This is a genomic window from Streptomyces sp. NBC_01255 (assembly GCF_036226445.1).
Taxonomy (GTDB): Bacteria; Actinomycetota; Actinomycetes; order Streptomycetales; family Streptomycetaceae; genus Streptomyces.
The window spans coordinates 2,069,913-2,093,048 of record NZ_CP108474.1 but is presented as its reverse complement, the minus strand read 5'-3'; the positions used below and the strand labels follow the sequence as shown (position 1 = coordinate 2,093,048).

Genomic DNA, 23,136 nt, shown 5'->3' with positions numbered 1-23,136 from the left:
AGGGTCCTGCAGCCCGATGGCCCACGACAGCGGCCGCGTCGCGCCGCGGACACCCGCCGGCGGGCGGAGGCTGGCCCGGCCGGGGCACGAGGCCCCGGCTCTGCGCCGGAACGGACTCCTATGCCGATCGTCACCACCGACCACGAGGTCCCTCACACATCCACCGTCCCCGCCAACGCGGGCGACCCGGTCAAGCTCTTCGTACGGGAGCGGCGCGACACGTCCGACAGCGGGCCGCGTACGCCGGTCCTCATGCTCCACGGCCGGAGCGTCCCGGTGCTGGCCGGCTTCGACCTCCAGCACGAGTCGTACAGCTGGGCCGAGGCGCTGGCGAAGGCCGGCTACGACGTCTTCATGATGGACCTCCAGGGGTCGGGTCGCTCCCCGCGTCCCAAGATGGACGACCCCCACAACGTCAACCCGGCCCAGCAGCCCCTGCTGACGCCGAGGCCACCGGGATTCGTTCCGGGCCCGCCGAGCTACCCGTTCCAGCTGACCAACTCGAACAGCGACCGGGACGAACTGAACACCGTCGTCGAGTTCATCCGCGCCGAGTGCAAGGTGGACAAGGTCGCGTTCATCGGCTGGTCCGCCGCCGCGTTCACCATGGGGCCGTACGCGGTCAACAACCCCGACAAGGTGGCGAACCTGTTCCTGCTGGCGCCGATCTACCCGCCCCTGGGAACGTCGAACCCGCCGGCCACGCTGCCGGTGTCGGGCTTTCCGACCTTCATCGGCGGCAAGGGCGGATTCGATACGGGCTGGGCAGCGGAGGCGCCCTGCGCGGGGCAGCGCGCGCCCGGCATCGTCGACGTGGCATGGGACGCGATCATGGCGAACGACCCGATCGGCAGCACATGGGGACCCCCGACGGGGTTCAACCGGATCAGGAACTTCGCGCGGTGGGGATGGAACGACACCACCGCGGCGCAGGGCGGGGTGCTCGGCGGCGGCGTGCCCGTGCTGATCGTGTACGGGGAGTACGACCGCCAGGTGAACACGTCGCCGCCCAACCCGAACCCGGAACTCAACTTCTCGGTCCCCTCGCTCTACGACGCCGTCGCGGGTCCGCACAAGCTGATGGTCAAACTGGCCTGCGCGGGGCATTCGGTGGTGTGGGAGATGCAGCACAAGAACGTGCACAACCTCTCGAAGCACTGGCTCAAGCACCTCAAGGTCGACGGCAAGACCCAGGGCGTCTTCGACATGGACACCGACGGGAACCTCAGCCCGGCCCCGTAGGAGTCCCGTAGGAGTCCCGCAGGAGTCCCCCGTGACGACGGAGCCCCCGGCCGCACGCGGCCGGGGGCTCTCTCGGAGCGGGGTCACTCAGTCGCCGACAACGCCTCCAGGAGGAGCGGGGTCACCAGTTCGACCTGCCACGGGCGGGCGCCGTAGCCCGCCAGGGCCGTGGCCACCGCCTCCGGGGTCGCCGGGGTCGGAGGCTCCCAGCAGACCCGACGGACCGTGTCCGGGGTGATCAGGTTCTCCTGGGGGAGGTTCAGCTCCTCCGCGAGGGCCGAGACCGAGGCGCGGGCCGCCGAGAGGCGGGCCGCCGCGACCGGGTCCTTGTCCGCCCAGGCGCGCGGCGGGGGCGGGCCCGCGACCTGCTGGCCCGGCTGCGGGAGCTCGCTCTCCGGCAGGGCCCTGGCGCGGTCCACCGCCGCCTGCCACTGTTCCAGCTGGCGGCGGCCCATCCGGTTGCCGTAGCCGGGCAGCGCCGTCAGCGCGGCCACGTTCACCGGCACCGCGAGCGCCGCCTCGACGATCGCCGCGTCGCTCAGCACCTTGCCGGGGGAGACGTCCCGCCGCTGGGCGACCTTGTCACGGGCCGTCCACAGCTCCCGTACGACCGCCATCTGGCGGCGCCGGCGCACCTTGTGCATGCCGGAGGTGCGGCGCCACGGGTCCTTGCGCGGCGGGGCGGGCGGCGCGGCGGCGATCGCGTCGAACTCCTGGTGCGCCCACTCCAGCTTCCCCTGCCGGTCGAGCTCCTTCTCCAGCGCGTCGCGCAGGTCGACGAGGAGTTCGACGTCCAGCGCCGCGTACCGCAGCCAGGGCTCGGGCAGCGGGCGGGTGGACCAGTCGACGGCCGAGTGGCCCTTCTCCAGGGCGTAGCCGAGGACGGACTCGACCATCGCGCCGAGGCCGACGCGCGGGAAGCCCGCGAGCCGCCCGGCCAGCTCCGTGTCGAAGAGCGAGGTGGGGAGCATGCCTATGTCGCGCAGGCACGGAAGGTCCTGGGTCGCGGCGTGCAGGATCCACTCGGTCCCGGCGAGCGCCTCGCCGAGCCCCGAGAGGTCGGGGCAGCCCACGGGGTCGATGAGCGCGGTGCCCGCGCCCTCGCGACGGAGCTGGACGAGGTAGGCGCGCTGCCCGTAGCGGTAGCCGGAGGCACGCTCGGCGTCGACGGCCACGGGGCCCGTCCCGGCGGCGAACGCGGCGATCACCTCGGCGAGGGCCTCGTCGGTCTCGACGACGGGCGGAACCCCCTCGCGGGGCTCCAGCAACGGGATCGGAAGCCCATTCGCAGGGACATCGTCGTCCGGGGGGCCGCCCCCGGTGGTGCGCAGTGCTGTGTCTGCTGCGGTCTCTTGGGCGTCGGTCACCTGTCAAGGGTATCGGTGAACGGCAAGCGCCTGTCGACGGAACGTTCCGTCGACAGGCGCGGGCTTTCCACCGGCCTTCCGTCAGTGGATGATGCCCGTCCGAAGGGCCACCGCGACCATGCCGGCGCGGTCGCCGGTGCCCAGCTTGCGGGCGATGCGGGCGAGGTGGCTCTTGACGGTGAGGGCGGAGAGGCCCATGGAGACGCCGATCGCCTTGTTCGACTGGCCCTCCGCGACGAGCCGGAGCACCTCGACCTCACGGCCGGAGAGCTCGCGGTAGCCGCCCGGGTGGCTCGGGGCACCCGGGGGGCGGCGGTGGCCGAGACGCGCGGCGGCGGAACCGATGGGTGCGGCTCCGGGCCGGGTCGGGTGACCGATGTTGGTACGGGTACCGGTGACGACATAGCCCTTCACGCCGCCCGCCAGGGCGTTGCGTACGGCGCCGATGTCATCGGCGGCCGAGAGGGCGAGGCCGTTGGGCCAGCCCGCGGCGCGGGTCTCGGACAGCAGGGTCAGGCCGCTGCCGTCGGGCAGGTGGACGTCGGCCACGCAGATGTCGCGTGGATTGCCGACGCGGGGACGTGCCTCCGCGATGGAAGAAGCCTCGATCACGTCGCGTACTCCGAGGGCCCACAGGTGGCGGGTCACGGTGGAGCGGACGCGCGGGTCGGCCACGACGACCATGGCCGTCGGCTTGTTCGGGCGGTAGGCGACCAGGCTTGCGGGCTGCTCGAGGAGAACGGACACCAGGCCTCCTGGGGGGAAGGATGCGGGACGGAGCCGGCTCGGGGATGAAGCCGGGGGGCGAACCCGTGCTGCTGAAGGGGTCACTGACTCCTTCGGCAGCTGGGCCCCCCTCCTTTAGGGAAAGATCACGATTTGGTGAGTAACAATTAGGGCAATTCGGACGCGTGATCGATCATCCTACGAGCGGACCCCCGATCGGAGCCTCGCGCGAGCCCCGATCGCGCCCTCGCCAGGACCCGCGCGAGCCCCCTCCCGTCCCGCGGGAGAGGGCCCGCCGGAGAACCCGCCCGAGGGCTCCTACACCTGCTGGGGGCCACGCCGCTGGGGCAGCGAGACGACCCCCGCGCCCGACACCGTCCCCGTCGGCCCCGGCGCCGGTTCGGCCGGTGCGGGCGGCAGCCCCGCGATCTGGCAGAGCAGATCGCACCAGGCCGCCAGGTGCGCCCCCGTGTCCGGCACCCCGCCGAGCCCCTCGCGCGGCGTCCAGGAGGCCCGGATCTCGATCTGGGTCGCCGGCCTCCGGTCCGCGAGCCCGCCGAAATAGTGCGAGCCCGCCATGGTGACGGTCCCGCTCGCCTCCCCGTACGCGAGCCCGCGTGCCTCCATGGCCCCGGTCAGCCAGGACCAGCACACCTCGGGGAGCAGCGGGTCCGCCGCCATCTCCGGCTCCAGCTCCGCCCGGACGAGCGTCACCAGCCGGAACGTCCCCTTCCATGCCTCGTGGCCGTCCGGATCGTGCAGCAGCACGAGCCGTCCGTCCGCGAGATCGTCCTCGCCGTCGACGACGGCCGCCTCCACCGCGTACGCGTACGGGGCCAGGCGCTGCGGGGGCCTGGTCGGGTCGATCTCGATCTCGGAACGCAGTCGCGCCGATCGCAGCGCCTCCACCGCACGCCGGAAGGCGGCGGGTACCGGGTTCGTCTCCGTACTGTCCGCTGTCTCGTCCGTCCCTCTTTTGCCGTCGGAATGATCGGAAAAATGTCCCTGAGCCGCAGCCATGCGGGGAAGAGTAGGCGGAACGGGGCCTCGGTGCGGGGAGGGACACCCGGCCCGGACGAGCGGCTTCCCGCCACATGCGAAGATTCTGGGCGTGAGTGCCAATGACCGCCCGCAGGGCCAGCAGACGAAGCAGCAGTCGCGGACGCACGACTCCGCGTTCCTCAAGGCATGCCGGCGCGAGCCCGTGCCGCACACCCCCGTCTGGTTCATGCGGCAGGCCGGGCGCTCCCTCCCCGAGTACCTGAAGGTCCGCGAGGGCATCCCCATGCTCGAGTCGTGCATGCGCCCCGAGCTGGTCACCGAGATCACGCTCCAGCCGGTCCGCCGGCACAAGGTCGACGCGGCCATCTACTTCAGCGACATCGTCGTCCCGCTCAAGGCCATCGGCCTCGACCTCGACATCAAGCCCGGCGTCGGCCCGGTCGTCGCCGAGCCGATCCGCACCCGCGCCGACCTGGCCCGGCTGCGCGACCTGACCCCCGAGGACGTCCACTACGTCACCGAGGCCATCGGGATGCTCACCGCCGAGCTGGGCGAGACCCCGCTCATCGGCTTCGCGGGCGCGCCTTTCACCCTCGCGAGCTACCTCGTCGAGGGCGGCCCGTCGCGCAGCCACGAGCGCACCAAGGCGATGATGTACGGCGACCCGCAGCTCTGGGCCGACCTGCTCGACCGCCTCGCCGAGATCACCTCGGCCTTCCTCAAGGTGCAGATCGAGGCCGGCGCCTCCGCCGTCCAGCTCTTCGACTCCTGGGTGGGCGCCCTCGCCCCGGCCGACTACCGCCGCTCGGTGATGCCGGCCTCGGTGAAGGTCTTCGACGCGGTCGCCGGCTACGGAGTCCCGCGCATCCACTTCGGCGTGGGTACGGGCGAGCTGCTCGGCCTCATGGGCGAGGCGGGCGCGGACGTCGTCGGCGTCGACTGGCGCGTCCCGCTCGACGAGGCCGCCCGTCGCGTCGGCCCCGGCAAGGCGCTCCAGGGCAACCTGGACCCGGCCGTGCTCTTCGCCTCGCGCGAGGTCGTGGAGGCGAAGACGGACGAGATCCTCGCCGCCGCGAAGGGCCTGGAGGGGCACGTCTTCAACCTGGGTCACGGCGTCATGCCGTCGATGGATCCGGACTCCCTGACCCGCCTCGTCGACTACGTGCACACGCGGACGGCCGTCTGACCGTCGTCCGACGGCCGTCCGTGTGAGGGTCGAGGTGCCTCAGCCCTCGCAGTTGATCGGTGCGTTGCCGACGCCCACCCGGCAGAAGTCGAAGCCGAGGCTGCCGTCGACGACGCCCGCGTTGGCGGAGACCCGCAGGAAGTCGTTCCCGAGCCCGCCCGTGACGGCGCCGCTCGGGGCGACGGTCCCGGCCGTGAGGTAGTCGGCCGCGTCACCCCCGGACACCGTGCCGGAGATCGTGCCGGGGGTGCTGAGGTAGTCGGCGCCCGGACCGCCGGTCACCAGACCGGCGACCGAGCCGGTGACGATGATGGTGTCGCTGCCGCCGAGGCCGTTGACCTGGTCGCCGCCGGCGACCGAGGCGCAGCGGATGACGTCGCTGCCGGCGGTGCCGGACACGACCGTTCCGGTCACGGGGAAGCCGTTGACCGTGCAGGTCGTGACCGCGTGGGCCGGGGTCGCGGACAGGGCGAGCGGAGCGATGACGAGCGAGGCGGCGCAGAGCGTACGCGCGGTGTGTCTGATCATGCGACCAGACACTCATGGTGACGACGCTCCCGCAATTCGTCACCCCGCGTCACGCCGCCGCTCGGGTCATCCCGCCGCCCGAACAGCCGCCGTCGCCTTCCGGGCCGCGATCAGCACCGGGTCCCACACCGGCGAGAACGGTGGCGCGTACCCCAGGTCCAGGGCCGTCATCGCCTCCACGGTCATCCCCGCCGTCAGCGCGACCGCCGCGATGTCCACGCGCTTGGCCGCGCCCTCCCGCCCCACGATCTGCACCCCGAGCAGCCGTCCCGTACGCCGCTCCGCCAGCATCTTCACCGTCATCGGCGCGGCCCCCGGGTAGTAGCCCGCACGGCTCGTCGACTCCACCGTCACCGTCACGAACCGCAGCCCCACCTCCCGGGCGTCCCTCTCCCGCAGCCCCGTCCGCGCGATCTCCAGGTCGCACACCTTCGACACCGCCGTGCCCACCACTCCCGGGAAGGTGGCGTAGTCGCCGCCGACGTTCGCCCCGATGACCTGGCCGTGCTTGTTCGCGTGCGTCCCCAGCGGCACGTACCGCTCCCGGCCGGAGACCAGGTCCAGGACCTCCACGCAGTCACCGCCCGCCCAGATGTCCTCGTGGCCCCGCACCCGCATCGCGAGGTCGGTGAGCAGCCCGCCGGACGCGCCCAGCGGCAACCCCGCCGCCCGGGCGAGCGAGGTCTCCGGCACGACGCCCGTCCCCAGGACCACCACGTCCGCCGGATACTCGTCGGCGACCGTGGCCACCGCCCGCACCCGCCCGTCCGTGCCGGTCAGGATCTTCGTCACCTCCGCGGAGACGACCGTCGTGATCCCGAGGCCGTCCATCGCCCGGTGCACCAGCCGGCCCATGTCCGGATCGAGCGTCGCCATCGGCTGCTCGCCCCGGGTCAGGACCGTCACGTCGTACCCCCGGGAGAGGAGCGCCTCCGCCATCTCCACGCCGATGTAGCCGCCGCCGACCACGACCGCCCGCCGCCCCGGCGTCCGGGCCAGCGAGTCGAGCAGTGCCTGGCCGTCGTCGAGGGTCTGCACCCCGTGCACGCCGGGCGCGTCGATCCCCGGCAGCGGCGGACGCATCGGCCGGGCCCCGGTCGCGATCACCAGCTTGTCGAATCCCGTCCACGCCTCCGTACCCGCGTCGAGGTCCCGGGAGAGGACCCGCCTCCCCGGCACGTCGATCGCGGTCACCTCGGTCCGCATCCGCAGATCGATGTCCCGGGCCCGGTGCTCCTCCGGGGAACGGGCGATCAGCTCGCCCCGCGCGGCGACGTCCCCGCCGACCCAGTACGGGATGCCGCAGGCCGAGTACGAGGAGAAGTGACCGCGCTCGAAGGCGACGATCTCCAGCTCCCCGGCGGATTTGAGCCTGCGCGCCTGCGACGCGGCGGACATGCCCGCCGCGTCGCCCCCGATCACGATCAGTCGTTCAGTCATGAGAAGAAACTACTTCTCGGGGGTCTCCGGGGGTTCCGGAGCCGCGGTGACCCCGGCCGCGTTGGCTTCCGGCAGCGGGCCGGTCTCCGGGGCCGGGGCCGGGGCCGTGGCCCGGCGTGCCGCGCGGCGCGGGCGGAGCAGGCGGTGCCAGACGACGAAGGCGAACAGCGCCACCGCGAGCCACGGGGCCAGCGCGGCCAGGACGATCACGATCCAGGCGAGTGCCCCCACCAGCGCGTTCCACCCGCCGGACAGGGCGTCACCGAAGCCGGGGCGGCCCTCGTCCTCCTTCTTGTCGGCGCCCGGCTTCTCCTTCTCGGTCAGTTCGAGCGTGATCGTCGCCAGCGTCGTCCGGTCCTTCAGCGAGGACTGCTGGGCGAGCAGCGACTCCAGGTCCGCCTGGCGGCGGCTCAGCTCGCCCTCCAGGGTCACCACGTCGGCCAGCTTCTCCGCCCGCTGCATCAGCGCCCGCACCCGCGCCACGCTCGCCCGCTGCGTGGCGATCCGGCTCTCCACGTCCACCACCTGCTCGGTGACGTCCTTGGCGTCCGCCTTGCGGGCGAGGAGCTTGCCCGTGCCCGCCAGCTCGATGAGGACCGCGTCGTACTGCTCCTGCGGCACCCGCAGCACGATGTGCGAGGTGACGTACGTGTCGTCGAACCGCTCCGTCGACTCGTTCTCCACCAGACCGCCGGCGCCCGTCGCCACCCTGCGGGCCGTGACCAGGGCCTTCGCCGCGTCCTCGACCTCCACGGTCAGCGAGGCCGTACGGATGACGTGCTGCTGCTGCCGCACGGCCTTGCCCGGCGCCGCGGACTGCTGCTCGCTGCCCGAGGCGGCGTCGGCCGCGCCCTCGGCCTTCGCGTCCCCGGAGGCGGGCTTCGCCGCGCTCAGGTCCCTCTGGCTCTTGCCGCCGCCGTGGTCCGCCGAGTCGCCCGCGCCGCAGCCGGTCAGGACGAGCGAGGCCGTCAGGAGCGCGGCGGCCGCCGTCGTCCGGGCCGCCCGTGACACCGTTCGTGTTCTGTTCATGCTTCCCCCCAGGGAATGGTGGCGAGTCGTGCCCCTTGGACGTGGGAGGCCTCGGTGCGGGTTGCCGTCCGGCGGTAGCGATGCGGTCACGTTCCGGCCTCGGATCGGGAGCGCGCGGGCGATTTGAGAGAGTGGTCCCATGAACGCGGACACCACGGGACCCCACGTCGTCGTCGCCGGAGGCGGGATCGCCGGACTCGCGGCCGCCCTCCGGCTCGCCACCGCCGGCCACCGGGTGACCCTCCTCGAAGCGGGCGACCGCCTCGGCGGCAAGCTCCTCGCCGGGGAGATCGCGGGCGCGCCCGTGGACCTCGGCGCAGAGTCGCTGCTCGCCCGCCGCCCCGAGGCCGTGGCCCTCGCCCGGGCCGTCGGCCTCGGCGACCGGCTCCAGGCGCCGGCCACGACCACCGCGTCCGTCTGGTCCCGTGGCGAGCTCACCCCCATGCCCAAGGGCCATGTGATGGGCGTCCCCGGCGACGCCCGCGCCGTCGACGGGCTGCTCTCCGAGGAGGGCGTGCGCCGGATCGGCCTCGACCGCGAGCTGCCCCCGACCGGGATCGGCGACGACATCGCCATCGGCGCGTACGTCGCCGAGCGCATGGGCCACGAGGTCGTCGACCGGCTCGTCGAGCCCCTTCTCGGCGGCGTCTACGCCGGTGACGCCTACCGCATCTCGATGAAGGCCGCCGTCCCCGCCCTCTTCGAGGCCGCCCGCCGCCACCCCACGCTCACCGCCGCCGTCCACGCCGTCCAGCAGGCCGGAGCCGCCGTCCCGGCCGACGCGGCGGGCGCCGCCACCGGCCTCGGCGGCTCCGTCTTCCTCGGCCTGGAGGGCGGTGTGGGGACCCTGCCCGGCGCCGTCGCCGACGCGATCCGCGCCGCCGGCGGCGAGATCCTCACCCGTACCCCCGTCACCGCCCTGCGCCGCACCGGACCGGCCGGCTGGGAGGTCGTGGTGGGAGAAGCGGGCGACCGGGTCCTGGCCGCCGACGCCGTGGTTCTCGCCACCCCCGCCGGGCCCGCCGCCGCGCTCCTCGCCGGCCACGCGCCCGCCGCCTCCACGGAACTGGCGGAGATCGCGTACGCCTCCATGGCCCTGATCACCCTTGCCTTCCGCCGCGCGGACATGCCCGCCCTCCACGGCTCCGGCTTCCTCGTGCCGCCCGTCGACGGCCACACGATCAAGGCGTCCACCTTCTCCAGTCAGAAGTGGCGGTGGGTCGCCGACGGGGCTCCCGACCTCTTCGTGCTGCGCACCTCCGTCGGCCGCCACGGCGAGGAGGCGCAGGTCCACCGCGAGGACACCGACCTCGTCGCCGCCTCCCTCAAGGACCTCGCCGCCGCCACCGGGCTCACCGCCCGCCCCGTCGCCACCACCGTCACCCGCTGGACCGGCGGCCTGCCCCAGTACCCCGTGGGCCATCTCGCCCGCGTCGCCCGGGTCCGCGAGGCCGTCGCCGCCCTTCCCGGACTGCGTGTCGCGGGCGCCGCGTACGACGGCGTCGGCATCCCCGCGTGCGTCGCCTCGGCCCATCGAGCGGCCGACGAGATCATCGCCACGTCGAAAAGGACCGACCCCGGTGCGGGGCACTCCTCGTGACGGGCGAGAATAGGCGTATGAGTGCGCCCGAAAAGATCCCGAACGCCGGTAAGAAGGCGAAGGACCTCAACGAGGTCATCCGCTACACCCTGTGGTCTGTGTTCAAGCTGCGCGATGTTCTGCCCGAGGACCGCGCCGGTTACGCCGACGAGGTCCAGGAGCTGTTCGACCAGCTCGCCGCCAAGGACATCACCGTCCGCGGCTCGTACGACCTGTCCGGTCTGCGCGCCGACGCCGACGTCATGATCTGGTGGCACGCCGAGACGAGCGACGAGCTCCAGGAGGCGTACAACCTCTTCCGCCGCACCAAGCTGGGCCGCTCCCTGGAGCCGGTCTGGTCCAACATGGCGCTGCACCGCCCCGCCGAGTTCAACAAGTCGCACATCCCGGCCTTCCTGGCCGACGAGAACCCGCGCGACTACGTCTCGGTCTACCCCTTCGTCCGCTCCTACGACTGGTACCTGCTGCCGGACGAGGACCGCCGCCGGATGCTCGCGGACCACGGCAAGATGGCCCGCGGCTACCCCGACGTCCGCGCCAACACGGTCGCCTCCTTCTCGCTCGGCGACTACGAGTGGCTCCTCGCCTTCGAGGCCGACGAGCTGCACCGCATCGTCGACCTCATGCGCCACCTGCGCGCCTCCGAGGCGCGGATGCACGTCCGCGAGGAGGTCCCGTTCTACACCGGTCGCCGCAAGAGCGTCGCCGACCTGGTGGCGGGCCTGGCCTGACACGGCCGTACGAACCTGGTGGCGGCCCGGCTCCCGGCCGGGCGCGCCACCCCTTGACCCGGAAGATCAGACGGCGGGCGTCTTCATTGCCCTCCCGTCCAGCGACACCGGGTCCGGCTCCGGGTGCGGCGCGCATGATGCGCGCCGCACCGGCGTCATTTCCGGGCCCTTTTTCCCCCTACGGCAGGCGTACCGGAGCGTGTCCCCGGAGTGCCGCGCGGAGCTCCGGCTCCAGGACGGCGGGGCCGCGGGTCGCGAGCGCGGTGAGCGGATCGGCGGGGGAGAGGCCGGAGAGCAGCCGCTGCCCGGCGGGGGACGCCCAGCGGGTGTACGGGTACACCTCGACGCGGCCGATCAGCAGGCAGAGCCCGCAGGCGAGCAGCGGCAGCGCGAACGCGGCGACGACCGGGGCCCGTTCGGCGCCGGGCACGAGGAGCGCCGCCGCCGTCCCGAGCGCCAGGGACAGCAGGAAGGCGGCCCGCACCGCGCGGACCCCGGCCGCGATCTCCCGGCGGCCCGACTCGGACACGGCGAGCCCCCGGTCGACGAGCCGCTGAGCGAGCGCCCGCACCGCGTCGGCGGCGGCCACCGCCGGACGGACCGCGGGGATCGGGGACTGCCCGCCGGGCCCGATGGCACCGAGTACGGTGCTCTCCCACTCGTCCCGTGAGCCGGTGGAGGAGTCCACGACCGTCGCCCAGCCGGTGTGGGCGAGCAGCAGCCGCCGCTCCCGGTGCATGGTGACGAGGGTGAGATCGGTGACCCGGAGCGGACCGCCGGCGAGGTAGGCGGCTTCGAGGACGGTGAGCTCCGCGTCGTCCCCTGTAGGGGACGACGGAGCGGGCCGGGCCGCCACGAGGGTGGCCCGGCACAGCCGCGCGCAGCCGATGCCGGCCACGACGCACGCCACGAGGAGAAGCGGAACCCAGACCATGTCCGAGTTCTACGACAGGACCGGCAGGCCCGCCACTCGAACGGGTGATCAGCTGCTGGAGCTGGAACACGAACTCCCGCTGGAACTGGAGCTGGAGCACGAACTGCCGCTGGAGCTCGAACAGGAACTGCCGCCGCCTCCGCCGCCGCAGCTCGACCCTCCGCCCGAGCACGAACCGGAGGAACACGAACCGGACGAGCAGGAACCGGAGCCTCCGCCAGGAGAGGAGCCGCCCCCGCCGCAGAAGCTGTTCTCCGCGCACCACGCGACGGCGACACCGGCGGCGTAGTCCGCGGTGGAGTGATGCGCGGCCGCCGGCCGCCTTCCGCGCCCGCGTCCCCGCGGCGGCGCGTACACCCGGGCGGCGGCGAGGAGTTGTTCCCGCAGCACCGGGTCGGGCAGACCCCGCAGCCCGTACAGGGCCACGAGATGACCGGCGTCCGCGAGGTGGCCATGGGTCCTGCCGTACGCCGCGAGGGCGGCCTGCCCGGCCGAGGTGATCCGCTTCGAGGCGACCGCCCCGCACGAGATGGCCGTGACCCCGGCGGCGAACAGGGCGGGCAGCACCTTCACCACGAACGGCACCGACATCTCCTGTGCTGTGGCGAGGTCGAGGACCGTGAGGACGACCGAGACGGGGAAGAGGAAGAACGCCGTGAGGCCGAGCGCGAGGCACCAGCCGAGGGTGCTGCTCCGCCGCGCCGGTTCCACGATCAGCCCGCGCGCCGCGAGCCCGTCGCCGATCTCCTGGACCGCCGGGTGCCGCATCGCGGCGAGCCGCAGGTGGTGCAGGGCCCCGTGCGGGGCGGCCGCGTGCTCCTGGAGCACGGCGCGTTCCACCGGGTCGTGCGCGACGGGCCGGACGACCGCGACGATGCCGGGGCCGCCGATCGCGATCCGGCCGTCGTACTGGAGGGCGGCGATGGCGGTGTCGACGACCCGTGCCGGGCCGCCGTTCAGGAAGGCGGCCTCGTACCGGTCGTGGACCGGCCCGCCGGATCCGCCGCGCGACCGGACGACGCGGGTGACGAGCAGCGCGATGCCGGCGGCGCCGGCCACGTAGAAGACGACGACCAGGGTGTTCACGACGACCTCCGTACGAGGGCGTGGCGGGCGGCCCGGGCGAGCCGGACGGCGCGGCCGGGGGGACGGCTGCCGGAACGGTCCTGCCACCACTCCGTGAGCCGCCGTCGGGCGGCCGGGTCCTCGGGGCGGTCGGCGAGCAGCAGGTGCTCGGCGAAGTCGAGGGCGTCACGGCGGTAGCCGCCGGTCATGGGGCGGGTCCTGGCGTACGCGAGGAACGCGGGCCGGAAGCCCTTGCCGAGGATCTCCGGCAGCTCGGGGGCGACCTTCGCGACGACACCGGCCCGCTTGGCCGCGAGCGCCCGGCTCTGCACCCCGAGGCGCCGGCTGTCGAAGCCCTCGGGGGCGGGGGTTCCGGCGACGAGCGCGGACAGCAGCGAGGCTTGCGCGAGCGCGACGCGCTGGCGTGCGCCTTCCTGCGGCATGGGCTCGTGCATGGGCTCGTGCACGGGTGCGTGCTCCTGTACGACGGGGGCGCCCGGCATCGGCCCGCCCGAGACGCGGGCACCGGCGCCGATGAGCAGCGGCGCTCGTCGGGATGCGGGTACCGACGATCGGGCGCCGCGCGGGTGGGCCGTGCTCACCCGCCCCATGAGCTCCGTCCGGGAGGTAGCCCCAGCCCCGGCGGAACACATGCCCACAGCGGGTACCGTCTCCCGGATCACCGTCAGCTCCGCCGCCAGCTCCTCCGCCGGCGGGAAGTCGTCGTCCCGCTCCAGGAGGACGCCGGGCGGGGAGACCCGCGAGGCGAGGTCCGCCAGAACGTCGAGCACGGCACCCGGCACCGGATGCGCGTGGGTGTCGTGCCAGACGCCGTCGCGTTCGACGCCGCCCGCGACGTGGACGTACGCGATGGCCTCCACCGGCAGCTCGGACAGGGCCTTCGCCGGGTCCTCGCCGCGGTTGACGTGGTTGGTGTGGAGGTTGGCGACGTCGATGAGGAGGCGTACCCCCGTACGTTCCACGAGCTCCGCCAGGAACTGTCCCTCCGTCAGTTCCTCCCCGGGCCAGGCGATCAGGGCCGCGATGTTCTCCAGGGCGAGCGGCACGGGCAGCGCGTCCTGCGCGATGCGCACGTTCTCGCAGAGCACGTCGAGCGCGTCCCGGGTCCGGGGCACGGGCAGCAGGTGGCCCGCTTCGAGGAGCGGCGACGCGGTGAGCGGCCCCCCGGCCCGTACGAACGCGATGTGCTCCGTGACCAGCGGCGCCCCCAGGGCCACCGCCTTCTCCCCGAGCGCCGCGAGCCGCGCGGGGTCCGGCCGGTCCGCGCCGCCGAGCCCCAGCGACACCCCGTGCGGGACGACCGTCACGCCGCGCTCCCGCAGGCGGGTCAGCGAGTCGGGCAGGTGGTCGGCGCAGATGTTCTCCGCGACCACCTCGACCCAGTCGACGCCGGTCAGCGCCTCCACCGCCTCCGCGATCTCGGGACGCCAGCCGATGCCGATGCCGAGTTCCGCCATGTCCCCCATGTCCCGTCCCCCGTCCTTCGGTCCTCAGTCATCCACGTGATGACCCCCGTGGAGACGTTCGAACCCCGGGAGGGGGACGTTCAGAGCTACATTTGAGGTTCCGGCGTCCGGAGGGCGGCTCCGCCCAGATCGAGCCGGTCGGCAAGACCGGCCTTCGTGAACGCGGCGACCACGTCGTCCCGGCTCTCGGTGAAGTGGGCCCAGCTGTCGCAGTGGACGGGAACCACGCGGCGGGCGCCGAGGATCCCGGCCGCCTCGGCGGCCTGTGCGCTGTCGAGGACGATCACAGCGCCGTCGAAGAGCTGGGTGAAGCGCGGGGCCCCGGCGAACAGGATGGCCGTGTCCACCGGACCGAACCGCTCGGCGATCTCCTCGACCAGTGCGAGCGAGGCGTTGTCGCCGCTGACGTAGACCGTGGGCAGGTCCTGCCCGGTCAGGACGAATCCGACGACCTGGCCGGTGACCGGCTCGACCTCCTCGCGGGTGCCGGGCCCGTGGAGGGCGGGCACGCCCGTGACGGTGACGGTGCCGCCGCCGGGGCGGTCCAGGACGACCGGCTCCCAGTCGGCGAGGCCCTTGGCCCCGGCCCCCAGGCGCTGCGCGCCGCCGGGCGTGGTCAGGGTCAGCGGGACGTCCGCGAGCAGGGCCCGGCCGGACGCGTCGAGGTTGTCGGGGTGCTCGTCGTGGGAGAGCAGCACCACGTCGATCGGGCCGAGTTCGGCCGGTGCGGCGGAGGCGGGCGCCGTCTTGGTCAGCAGGCCGCCGCGCACGGGGTACTCGCGGGGCGCGTCGAAGGTGGGGTCCGTGAGGAAGCGCAGGCCGCCGTACTCGAAGAGCGCGGTCGGGCCGCCGAGGACGCGGACGGGGAGCTGCTCGTGCTGGGTGGGCGTGCTGATGTCAGTCATCAAAACCTCACGAATAAGTGGCGATCCATCCGTGAGAACCATAGCCCATGCCTCACGGATAAGCGCAACCCGTACCATGAGAACCATGAGTGAGACGTCGACGCAGACCGCCGAATCCGTGCTGCCGCCCGCGCCGGGGGAGGAGGAGTACGCCGCCCTCGCCTTCGTGAACAGCGCCGTCGCGCTGCCCGGAGGGCACTCCATGGACTTCCTCGGGACCCCCGAGGCCACGAACCGGTGGCTCACCGAGCACGGCCTCGCGCCGGCCGACGCCGGGGTGCAGGAGATGTGCGCGGCACAACTGCGCTCCCTGCGCGAACACATCGGTTCGCTGTGCGCCGCCCGCGTCGCGGGGCTGCCCGCCCTGCCCATGGCGGTCTCCGCCGTCAACGACGCACTGAGCAAAGCCCCCACGGCCGCCCTGCTGTACTGGGACGAGAAGAACGGCCCCTACCGCGCGGCGCCCTGCCCCACGGACCAGATCCTCGGCCGCGCCCTCGCGACCCTCGCGGCCAACGCCGCCGACCTCCTCACCGGCCCCGACGCCGAGCGCCTCACCCGCTGCGGCTCCACCCCGTGCCGCCGCTACCTGCTGCGCAACGGCCGCCGCACATGGTGCTCCACCCGCTGCGGCGACCGCGCCCGCGCCGCCCGCGCCTACGCCCGCCGCACCCGACCGGAGGCGGAGTGACGGCTCACCTGGTGCGCGGGACCGTGTGGTAGCTCGTGGTCAGCGTCCATTCGACGAGCGTGCCCGGGCGTTCCCGCAGCGCGCGGAGGGTGATGCCGGCGGGATCGGACACGCAGGTGCGGAGGATCGCCTTGTGCCGCACGGAGCACGGTTCCGAGATCCTCGCCCGCGCGTTGTCACCGGGTGAGTCCCAGGACAGCAGCTCCCCGCCTTTGACGCTCGCGACGGCGTCCCCTGCGGGACCGTCCACGACGAAGTACAGGTGCACCCGCATCATGCAGTCCATGGCGGGCTGCTTCGGGGCGTTCTGGTCGAGGAAGTTCCTGCCGCCACCCCGGGAGCACACGTCCATCAGTGTGGTGCGCAGGGCCGGACCCCACGGCCCGGACCTGCCGATCTCCTCGGCGCGCGCCCGCAGTTCACGCTCGGCGCGCTCCCGCTTCCGCCGGACCTCGTCCGACCTGGCGATCTTCCGGAGCTTTCCTTTGCGGGGGCGGCGGGTACAGGCGTCGATCCCCACCAGGACGAACAGAAGCAGCAGGGACGCGGCCTGGCCGGCCCGGTGGCCTAAGTGCGAGCTCATGCCCCGAGTCTCCTACGGCCGGGGCAGCCGCAGGTGAGAAGCGAAGAGGTGACTCCCCTCGGACACGACCGTCTTCCCGGGCGCGATCTCCGTGAATCCGGCGTCCCGCACCACGGGCAGCCCGCTGTCGCCCGCCGCGAGCGCGGCCCAGTGCTCCGGCGTCGCGGTGCGCACCGCGAGCGGGAAGCCCGCCTCCTGCCAGGCCTTCCGGTCCGCGTCCGGCATCGCCCACCACAGCAGCTGCGCGCCGTGTCCGGCCTGCGCCATCGTCTTGCCCGCCGACATGTCGAGACCGGGGTTGATCCAGAGCGTCACGGCCCCGTCCGGTACGGGGCCGGGCGCGACCGGGTCGTCGAGGTCGGTGCCCGACACCTGGAGCTTGGCCAGCTCCTTGGGCCAGCCGTCGAGCGGCACCGGCGGGAAGACCCGTACCTCCGCCTCCGCGCCGGTCACGGTGATCCCCGGGAGCGCTCCGGCCTTCCGCCACTCCGAGCCGCGCGCCCGGCGCACGACCTTGCGGATCCGGGCGTCCTGCCAGTCCGTCATGAGCTGCGCCCACTCGCCCTCACCGAGGGAACGGTCGTCGGCGAGGATCTCCAGGACGGCCCGCGCGGCGGTCTCCAGGGCGTCGGTGCGCGACGGGGGCGCGTCGCGCTCGATCCGTACCACCAGGGGGAGGACGAACTGGGGCTTCTCATCGCGGAGGTCGGTCTCGTCGCTGCTCACCCGGCAAGTCTGCCACCCCGTGGCGTACGGCCGACGACGGGGGATTCTTGTGGGAATCGATGCTTCCGGGCCAGGATGCCCTGCATGAAGAGCGATCTTTTCGCCGGCGAACACCTCGCCGAGGCGGCCGGCTTCCCGGGCATGACCCTGCAGAACGCGAAGTCGGTCAAGTACACCGTCAATGGAGAGATGCACGCCCGCCAGGGCTCGATGATCGCCTTCCGCGGCGACCTCCACTTCGAGCGCAAGGGCCAGGGCATCGGCGGCCTGCTCAAGCGGGCCGTCACCGGCGAGGGCCTGGCGCTGATGGCCGTGCGCGGCCAGGGCGAGGCCTGGTTCGCGCACGAGGCGCAGAACTGCTTCATCATCGAGATCGAGCAGGGCGACGCCTTCTCGGTCAACGGCCGCAACGTCCTCTGCTTCGACTCCACCCTCCACTACGAGATCAAGACCGTGAAGGGCGCCGGGGTCACCGGCGGCGGCATCTTCAACTCCGTCTTCTCCGGCTACGGGAAGGTGGCGCTGATCTGCGAGGGCAGCCCCATCGTCATCCCGATCTCCCCGCAGGCCCCCGTGTACGTCGACACCGACGCCGTCGTCGGATGGAGCGAGCAGCTCCGCACCTCGCTGCACCGCTCGCAGTCCGTCGGCTCGATGATCCGCGGCGGCTCGGGCGAGGCGGTGCAGCTCAAGCTGGAGGGCCAGGGCTTCGTCGTCGTCCGGCCCAGCGAGCTCACCCCGCAGAAGAACTCGTCGAGTTGAGGCTGGAGCGGGCCGGGCGCCGGTACGGCCCGCGCGGGCCGTGGGTCCTGCGCGGGGCCGTCCTCGACCTGCCCGCCTCCACCCTCGTCCGGGTCGTCGGCACCAACGGCACCGGCAAGTCGACCCTGCTCCGGCTGATCGCCGGGATCGACGCACCGAGCGAGGGCCGGATCACCGGCCGCCCGCCCCGCACCGCGTACGTCCCCGAGCGTTTCCCCGCGGCGCTGCCCTTCACGGCCGCCGACTACCTGGTCCACCTGGGCCGCGTCCAGGGCCTCGGCCGGGCGGTGGCCAGGGCCCGCGCCGGGGAGTGGCTGGAGCGCTTCGGGGCCGGGGAGCACGCCCGTACCGAACTGGCGGAACTCTCCAAGGGCACCGGCCAGAAGGTCGCCGTCGCCCAGGCCCTCATCGCCGACCCGGACCTCCTCGTCCTCGACGAGGCCTGGACGGGCCTCGACACCACGGCCCGCACCGCACTCGACCGCGCCGTCCGGGAACGGGTCGCGGCGGGCGGCACGGCCGTCTTCGTCGACCACGACCCGCGCCGCCTGGCGGGGGAGGCGGACGCGGTGTACGAGGTGGAGGCGGGTGCGGTACGGGCCGTGGCGCCCGCCGCGCGGGACGTCCCGCAGGGCCCCCGGGTGCGGATCACCGCCTCCGGCGGCAAGCCCCTTCCGGAGGGCCTGCCCGGCGCCCCGGCCACCGAGCCGCCGGACCCGGCCGACCCCGCCGGCCTCCTCGTCCTCACCGTGGCCGCGGCACACTCCGACGCCCTGCTCGGGGCGCTCCTCGCCGCCTCCTGGCACATCCACCGACTCGACTCCGAAGGCGTCCGGGTATGACGGCGCTCCTGCGCTACCAGACGGGTCTGCTGCTCCGCTCGCAGCGCTGGCTCGCACCGCTCCTCCTGTACGCGGCCTTCCTCGCCGTCGGCGTCCGCGCCGGCGAACCCGTGCTCGGCGCCCTCGGTTTCTCGGCGGCGCCCCTGGTGCCGGTGACGGCCTGGTGCGTGCGGATCTGCCTCACCCAGGAACCGCCCGCCGCCCGGCACGTCGTCGCCGCGGCCGCCGGCCGGAGCCGCGCCCACCTCGCGGCACTCGTCATCGGCACCGCACTGCCGGGCCTCCTCGGCGTGGCCGCCGTCCTCGGTCTCACCGCGATCGGCGACCGGCGCGGGATCGGCCCGCTCGCCGCCACGGGCGCCGGGCTCCTCGCGACGGCGGCCTGCGTCCTGACGGGCGCCGCCGTCGGCGCGCTGACCGCCCGCCCGTTCGTCAAGGCCACCGGCTGGTCGGTCACGGCCCTGGTGTCCGGCTCGCTGCTCGCCCTCGTCACCACCGGCTCCCCGGCGAAGCACGCCCTGACCGTGCTGGTCACCGGCTCCCGCACGACGACCGCGCACCTTCCCTGGCTCGCGTGTGCCGGTGCCGTGCTCCTCGCGGCGGCGACGGCGGCCCTCGCCTGCCGGGCCACAGCACGACTGGAGTGAGTACGCTCGAAGGTATGACCGAGTCCACGTCGTACTGCGACGGAACCCCCGGGCCCACCGGCCCGAAGCCCGAACCGGCGGCCGAGGGACCGTTCGCCTCGTGCGTGCTGTGCCAGGAGCCGACCGAGTACCCGGAGTCGACCAAGGGGATCACGCTCTGCCCGGTCTGCGAGTGGCAGGAAGCCCAGCGCACGGCCTGCTCGGGCTGACGGGCCCAGCCGGAGGAATACGCTCAGCGGCCGCCCATCAGCTCCGAGACCTTCACGAAGCGGTAGCCGCGCGCCCGCAGCTCCGGGACGATCCGGCGGATCGCCTCCTCGGTGACGGGGGCGGCGCTGCGCGTGCAGTGCATGACGACGAGCGAACCGGGCTTCACCCCGTCGAGCACCTGCTCGGCGACGGCGTCCGCGTCCTTGGCGAAGGCGTCGCCGCTGACCACGTCCCACTGGACCGCCGTCACCCCGGCCGGGCCGAGCGCGCGCAGGGCCGCGTCGTCGTAGCAGCCGCCGGGGAAGCGGAAGTACGGGACGACGTTGACGGCACCGGCGTCCCGGAAGGCGTCGAAGGCCCGCTGCACGTCGGCGGTCATGTCAGGTCCCGCGACGGTCGGGAGGCCGTAGCAGGGGGACGCGAAGGCGTAGTGGCTGTAGGAGTGGTTGGCGATCTCGAAGCGCGGGTCGCCGCCGATGGACTTGGCCTGGTCCGGGTACTCCTCCGCCCAGCGGCCCGTCATGAAGACGGTGGCGTCCACCTTGAGCCGGCGCAGGGTCGCGATGAGCTGGGGGTTGTCGAAACGCTCGCCGCCCGCGGCCCGGGGGCCCTGGTCGGCCGTCATGTCGGCGTCGAAGGTGAGCGCGACGACCTTCTCGGTGCCCTGCGCGCGGCGGCTGTAGACGGGGGTGAGCCCCCCGGGCCCCGGCGCCATGGTGGGCGGCGCGGCGGGCACGCGCGCGGGCTTCGGGCCGGCGGCCGCGCTCGCCCCGGCCGACGGGCTGTGGGACGCGGTCGGGGTCTTCGCCTTCGGCGCCCTCGGCTTCTCGGCGGCGCCCCCGCCGCAGCCGACGAGAGCGGCGCCCAGGAGAACGAACGCCGCCATCTTTCGTACAGGAATGTTCACGATCGGAAGTTAACCGATCAAAGTGACTAGCGCTCGCGACTCGACAGCAGCAGCACCCGAGTCCACGCACTGAGCTGACGCACCATCGCCTGAGCGTGCGCGGCCCGCTCGCGGCGGAAGGGGAGGACGATGGCGCCGCTCACGTCAGCAGGAGCCGCCGCCGGCACTCGTCCACGTCGAAGTCCCCCGGCGGGTACGTCGGGTCCAGCGTCTCCAGATGTTCGAGCAGCAGCTTGCTGATCGCCCAGTTCCGGTACCACTTGCGGTCCGCCGGGACCAGGTACCACGGGGCCTCGTCCGTCGTGCAGCGTTCGAGGGCGATCTCGTACGCCTCCCGGTACGCCGGCCACACCGCCCGCTCCTCGATGTCGCCCGCGTTGAACTTCCAGTGCTTCTCGGGGTTGTCCAGGCGCTCCAGGAGCCGGTTGCGCTGCTCCTCGTACGAAATGTGCAGGAAGATCTTGACGACCGTCACCCCGTCGTCGGCGAGGGACTTCTCGAAGCGGTTGATCTGGCCGTAGCGCCGGCCGAGCTGCGAGCGCGGGACCAGGTCGCGGACGCGCGCGATGAGGACGTCCTCGTAGTGCGAGCGGTCGAAGATGCCGATCTCGCCCGGCTGCGGGAGCGCCTTCATGATCCGCCAGAGGAACGGATGGTTCCTTTCCTCCTGGGTTGGCGCCTTGAAGGCGCGGATGCGGCAGCCGGACGGGTTGAAGAGGCCGATGACGTGCTTGACCGTGCCGCCCTTGCCGCTGGTGTCCATGCCCTGGAGGACCAGGAGCAGCCGGCGCCGGTCGCCCGCCGTGCTCGACGCGTACAGGCGTTCCTGGAGGTCCGCGAGGCGCGGTGCGAGGGCGGCGGTGGCGGCCAGGCCGGCCGCCTTGTCGGCGGGGCCGGCCAGGGTCGCCGAGGCGTCGTACGCGGTGAGGTCGAGCCGCTCGCCCTCCGGCACGCGGAGCACGTCCCGCAGGGGCGTGTCCTGCGGATGCAACCGCCCCTTCGGCCTCCGGTCCGCCTTCTTCCGGTCGTCCTTCTTCTTCGCCACCGCGTGACCCTTCCGCCGCGCCACTCGTCCTTCCCCGATCCTGCGACGGAACCAGGTCGACCGCGACCGCGACCGCGCCCGCGAACCGCCTCAGCTCAGCACCACGGGCCCGTCACCGCGAACGTCGTCCCCGGCGTGTAGCAGTTCACGTACATCGTGGAGCCGTCCGGGGAGAAGGTGACGCCCGCGAACTCGCCCCACTCCGGGGCCTCGGGCGTCCCGATGTTCTGCGCCCCCCGGGCGACCGGGTACACCTCCCCCTTCCTGCTCACCCCGTAGACGTGCTGCGCCCCGTCGCCGTCCTCGCTGACCATCAGGCCGCCGCTCGGCGTCAGACAGATGTTGTCCGGCGACTCGCCCGGCAGCTGGATGTCCGTGCTCGGGCCGAAGACGACGACGAGCGTGAGGCGGCGCCGGTGCGGCTCGTACTTCCACACCTGTCCGAAGTGGGTCGCGCCCGAGCCGTCCGTGAGGCGGGCGAAGGAGGACACGAAGTACACGGCCCGTCCGCCCCAGTAACAGCCCTCCAGCTTCTGGGCGTGCGTGATGCCCTTCGGCCCGAAGTCCTGGAGCCTGATCGGGGTCTCGGCCGCCTGCGGATCCGGTACGGGGACCCACTCGACGCCCTCGAAGCGCGCGCCGGTCTCCTGGATCACGGACAGGTCGGGTACGCCGGGCACCCGCATCGCCTCCAGGGCGCCGCCCGCGCGCAGCGAACCGGTGCCGCCGAGCGGCTTGCGCGGGAGGAAGCGGTAGAACAGGCCGAAGGGCTGCTGGAAGGCGTCCTCCGTCTCGTACACGATGCCGCTCGACGGGTCGACGGCGATCGCCTCGTGCTGGAAGCGGCCCATCGCGGTGAGGGGGACGGCCCCGGTGCGGCGCGGGTCGGCTCCGTCGACCTCGAAGATGAAGCCGTGGTCCTTGGTGTAGCCGTTCGTCCCGGCCTTGTCCTCGGTCTCCTCGCAGGTCAGCCAGGTGTTCCAAGGGGTGTGTCCGCCCGCGCAGTTGACGGCGGTCCCGGCGATGGCGACGCGCTCGCCGAGGACGTTGTTCCGGCCGTCGAGTTCGAGGGCCGTGCATCCGCCCTTAGCGGCGGGGTCGTACGTCAGGCCGGGGACGGTGGGGACGCCGATGAGCCCGGTGACCCGGTTCTCGTGGTTGCGGACGAGGTGCACGCGCCCGCGCCGGCCGGGGAAGGCGCCCATGCCGTCGTGGTTGCTGGGGACGGGTCCCTCGCCGGAGCGGAGCGGATCGCCCTGCCGGGAGAGGACCTTGTAGCGGAAGCCGGCCGGGAGGTCGAGGAGCCCGGCGGGGTCGGGGAGGAGAGGACCGTACCCCGCTCCTCTCGCGGCCACCGCGCTGCCGGCGAAGAGTTCGGAGAGCGCGCCGGTGAAGGCGATCCCGGCGACGGACGCGCCGGTGCGGGAGAGGATCTGACGTCGTGTCGCGGACATGAGGCAACCCACTTTCCTGTTGGCGGA

General features: G+C 73.4%; 24 protein-coding genes. 9 read left to right on the top strand and 15 right to left on the bottom strand.

Annotated features, from left to right (window positions below; all coding sequences use genetic code 11):
* Positions 1-120: 120 nt before the first annotated feature.
* Entirely contained in the window at positions 121-1,242 is a 1,122-nt protein-coding gene (locus OG357_RS09110; RefSeq protein ID WP_329620679.1) for an alpha/beta hydrolase, read from the top strand.
* Positions 1,243-1,325: 83 nt separating this feature from the next.
* Here the strand turns inward: OG357_RS09110 and OG357_RS09105 are convergent, their stop codons facing one another.
* From OG357_RS09105 to OG357_RS09095, 3 genes are all read right to left on the bottom strand, one after another.
* Complete coding sequence (locus OG357_RS09105) at positions 1,326-2,609, bottom strand: ribonuclease D (protein WP_329620678.1); 1,284 nt, start codon at positions 2,607-2,609, stop codon at positions 1,326-1,328.
* An 81-nt stretch (positions 2,610-2,690) separates the two neighbouring features.
* On the bottom strand, positions 2,691-3,356 hold the full coding sequence (locus tag OG357_RS09100) for a response regulator transcription factor (RefSeq protein ID WP_017242457.1): 666 nt from the start codon (positions 3,354-3,356) through the stop codon (positions 2,691-2,693).
* 297 nt (positions 3,357-3,653) lie between these two features.
* Positions 3,654-4,355, bottom strand: a complete 702-nt coding sequence (locus OG357_RS09095) for a DUF3000 domain-containing protein (protein WP_329620677.1) — start codon at positions 4,353-4,355, stop codon at positions 3,654-3,656.
* A 91-nt stretch (positions 4,356-4,446) separates the two neighbouring features.
* Between OG357_RS09095 and hemE the strand changes: the two genes are divergently transcribed.
* Positions 4,447-5,523, top strand: a complete 1,077-nt coding sequence (gene hemE / locus OG357_RS09090) for a uroporphyrinogen decarboxylase (RefSeq protein WP_329620676.1) — start codon at positions 4,447-4,449, stop codon at positions 5,521-5,523.
* Between the two features lie 39 nt (positions 5,524-5,562).
* Here hemE and OG357_RS09085 read toward each other — a convergent pair whose 3' ends face one another.
* From OG357_RS09085 to OG357_RS09075, 3 genes are all read right to left on the bottom strand, one after another.
* Positions 5,563-6,051, bottom strand: a complete 489-nt coding sequence (locus OG357_RS09085; protein WP_329620675.1) for a hypothetical protein — start codon at positions 6,049-6,051, stop codon at positions 5,563-5,565.
* Positions 6,052-6,117: 66 nt separating this feature from the next.
* A complete protein-coding gene (locus OG357_RS09080) occupies positions 6,118-7,491 on the bottom strand; it encodes an FAD-dependent oxidoreductase (protein WP_329620674.1) in 1,374 nt (457 codons plus the stop codon).
* 9 nt (positions 7,492-7,500) lie between these two features.
* The gene (locus OG357_RS09075) at positions 7,501-8,520 is read right to left on the bottom strand and encodes a DUF4349 domain-containing protein (RefSeq protein WP_329620673.1); all 1,020 of its coding nucleotides are present in this window, start codon (positions 8,518-8,520) and stop codon (positions 7,501-7,503) included.
* Positions 8,521-8,659: 139 nt separating this feature from the next.
* Here OG357_RS09075 and hemG point away from each other — a divergent pair, with 139 nt between their 5' ends.
* Positions 8,660-10,120 (top strand): protoporphyrinogen oxidase, encoded by a 1,461-nt coding sequence (hemG, locus tag OG357_RS09070; RefSeq protein ID WP_329620672.1) that lies wholly within the window; start codon positions 8,660-8,662, stop codon positions 10,118-10,120.
* 17 nt (positions 10,121-10,137) lie between these two features.
* A complete protein-coding gene (gene hemQ / locus OG357_RS09065) occupies positions 10,138-10,851 on the top strand; it encodes a hydrogen peroxide-dependent heme synthase (RefSeq protein ID WP_329620671.1) in 714 nt (237 codons plus the stop codon).
* Positions 10,852-11,029: 178 nt separating this feature from the next.
* Here the strand turns inward: hemQ and OG357_RS09060 are convergent, their stop codons facing one another.
* From OG357_RS09060 to OG357_RS09045, 4 genes are all read right to left on the bottom strand, one after another.
* Complete coding sequence (locus OG357_RS09060; protein ID WP_329620670.1) at positions 11,030-11,785, bottom strand: TIGR04222 domain-containing membrane protein; 756 nt, start codon at positions 11,783-11,785, stop codon at positions 11,030-11,032.
* A 48-nt stretch (positions 11,786-11,833) separates the two neighbouring features.
* Complete coding sequence (locus OG357_RS09055; RefSeq protein WP_329620669.1) at positions 11,834-12,871, bottom strand: TIGR04222 domain-containing membrane protein; 1,038 nt, start codon at positions 12,869-12,871, stop codon at positions 11,834-11,836.
* A complete protein-coding gene (locus tag OG357_RS09050) occupies positions 12,868-14,328 on the bottom strand; it encodes a DUF692 domain-containing protein (RefSeq protein ID WP_329625535.1) in 1,461 nt (486 codons plus the stop codon). The genes OG357_RS09055 and OG357_RS09050 overlap by 4 nt, the downstream gene beginning before the upstream one ends.
* Positions 14,329-14,423: 95 nt before the next feature.
* Entirely contained in the window at positions 14,424-15,242 is an 819-nt protein-coding gene (locus OG357_RS09045) for an MBL fold metallo-hydrolase (RefSeq protein ID WP_329620668.1), read from the bottom strand.
* Positions 15,243-15,318: 76 nt separating this feature from the next.
* Between OG357_RS09045 and OG357_RS09040 the strand changes: the two genes are divergently transcribed.
* Positions 15,319-15,933: a CGNR zinc finger domain-containing protein gene (locus OG357_RS09040; RefSeq protein WP_443066646.1), complete on the top strand. Its 615-nt coding sequence runs from the start codon at positions 15,319-15,321 to the stop codon at positions 15,931-15,933.
* A 4-nt stretch (positions 15,934-15,937) separates the two neighbouring features.
* Here OG357_RS09040 and OG357_RS09035 read toward each other — a convergent pair whose 3' ends face one another.
* Both OG357_RS09035 and OG357_RS09030 read right to left on the bottom strand, forming a co-directional pair.
* Positions 15,938-16,516, bottom strand: a complete 579-nt coding sequence (locus tag OG357_RS09035) for a hypothetical protein (protein ID WP_329620666.1) — start codon at positions 16,514-16,516, stop codon at positions 15,938-15,940.
* A 12-nt stretch (positions 16,517-16,528) separates the two neighbouring features.
* Entirely contained in the window at positions 16,529-17,242 is a 714-nt protein-coding gene (locus tag OG357_RS09030; protein ID WP_329620665.1) for a peptidyl-tRNA hydrolase, read from the bottom strand.
* A gap of 84 nt (positions 17,243-17,326) precedes the next feature.
* On the opposite strand from OG357_RS09030, the gene OG357_RS09025 reads away from it, so the two are divergent.
* From OG357_RS09025 to OG357_RS09010, 4 genes are read left to right on the top strand one after another with little or no spacing between them, the layout of a single operon-like run.
* Entirely contained in the window at positions 17,327-18,004 is a 678-nt protein-coding gene (locus OG357_RS09025) for an AIM24 family protein (protein ID WP_329620664.1), read from the top strand.
* Positions 18,001-18,846: an ATP-binding cassette domain-containing protein gene (locus tag OG357_RS09020; protein WP_329620663.1), complete on the top strand. Its 846-nt coding sequence runs from the start codon at positions 18,001-18,003 to the stop codon at positions 18,844-18,846. The genes OG357_RS09025 and OG357_RS09020 overlap by 4 nt, the downstream gene beginning before the upstream one ends.
* A complete protein-coding gene (locus tag OG357_RS09015) occupies positions 18,843-19,493 on the top strand; it encodes an ABC transporter (RefSeq protein ID WP_329620662.1) in 651 nt (216 codons plus the stop codon). The genes OG357_RS09020 and OG357_RS09015 overlap by 4 nt, the downstream gene beginning before the upstream one ends.
* A 14-nt stretch (positions 19,494-19,507) precedes the next feature.
* Entirely contained in the window at positions 19,508-19,702 is a 195-nt protein-coding gene (locus OG357_RS09010; RefSeq protein ID WP_317600142.1) for a hypothetical protein, read from the top strand.
* A gap of 23 nt (positions 19,703-19,725) precedes the next feature.
* Here the strand turns inward: OG357_RS09010 and OG357_RS09005 are convergent, their stop codons facing one another.
* The 3 genes from OG357_RS09005 to OG357_RS08995 all read right to left on the bottom strand — a co-directional run bounded on the left by OG357_RS09005 (position 19,726) and on the right by OG357_RS08995 (position 23,109).
* Positions 19,726-20,589, bottom strand: a complete 864-nt coding sequence (locus OG357_RS09005; protein WP_329625534.1) for a polysaccharide deacetylase family protein — start codon at positions 20,587-20,589, stop codon at positions 19,726-19,728.
* Between the two features lie 160 nt (positions 20,590-20,749).
* Positions 20,750-21,601, bottom strand: coding sequence for a PPK2 family polyphosphate kinase (locus tag OG357_RS09000; protein ID WP_329625533.1), 852 nt, complete (start codon positions 21,599-21,601; stop codon positions 20,750-20,752).
* A 149-nt stretch (positions 21,602-21,750) separates the two neighbouring features.
* Positions 21,751-23,109 (bottom strand): alkaline phosphatase PhoX, encoded by a 1,359-nt coding sequence (locus tag OG357_RS08995; RefSeq protein ID WP_329620661.1) that lies wholly within the window; start codon positions 23,107-23,109, stop codon positions 21,751-21,753.
* Positions 23,110-23,136: the final 27 nt, after the last annotated feature.